The 362-nt window shown below is 55.0% G+C and carries 1 protein-coding gene; it reads right to left on the bottom strand.

The features are described 5' to 3' along the window. The coding region (locus VJI93_RS08570; RefSeq protein ID WP_324009287.1) for a hypothetical protein at positions 1 to 261 on the bottom strand (261 nt) is incomplete at its 3' end. Positions 262 to 362 lie beyond the last annotated feature (101 nt).

Here is a 362-nt window from a genome sequence, read left to right as displayed (position 1 = left end):
ACCCGATTCCACCTCAATAACAGCACGGATATGTGCGGCCTTGAGTTTGTACGCAATTGCCGCCGCATTAATGTCGGAAGTGGTAAGATTACGGCTGGGCGCAGATGGCTTGATGCCCTTGTAGGACATAGCGTCTGTGAGGGCTCTTTGCAAAGCCCCCTTAGACACATCCCCAAAGAGGCCATCAAGCTTCCCCGAGTAGTAACCAGCATCAGCCAGTTTCTCTTGGGCGTACTTCGCGGATTCTTCGAACTTAAGCACAACGGCCTCCTTGGTTACCCCTTAGGCCAGGGGAGTGGCATTCTTGTTTTCTGCCGCGCCCTTGGTCAAAGTAACCGGCTGCTGAGGCGACGCGGCACGGA

The organism is Parvimonas sp. M20, from assembly GCF_035282425.1.
GTDB lineage: Bacteria > Bacillota > Clostridia > Tissierellales > Peptoniphilaceae > Parvimonas.
Note: the sequence above shows the minus strand (reverse complement) of the source record. Positions and strands in the feature narration are given on the sequence as shown.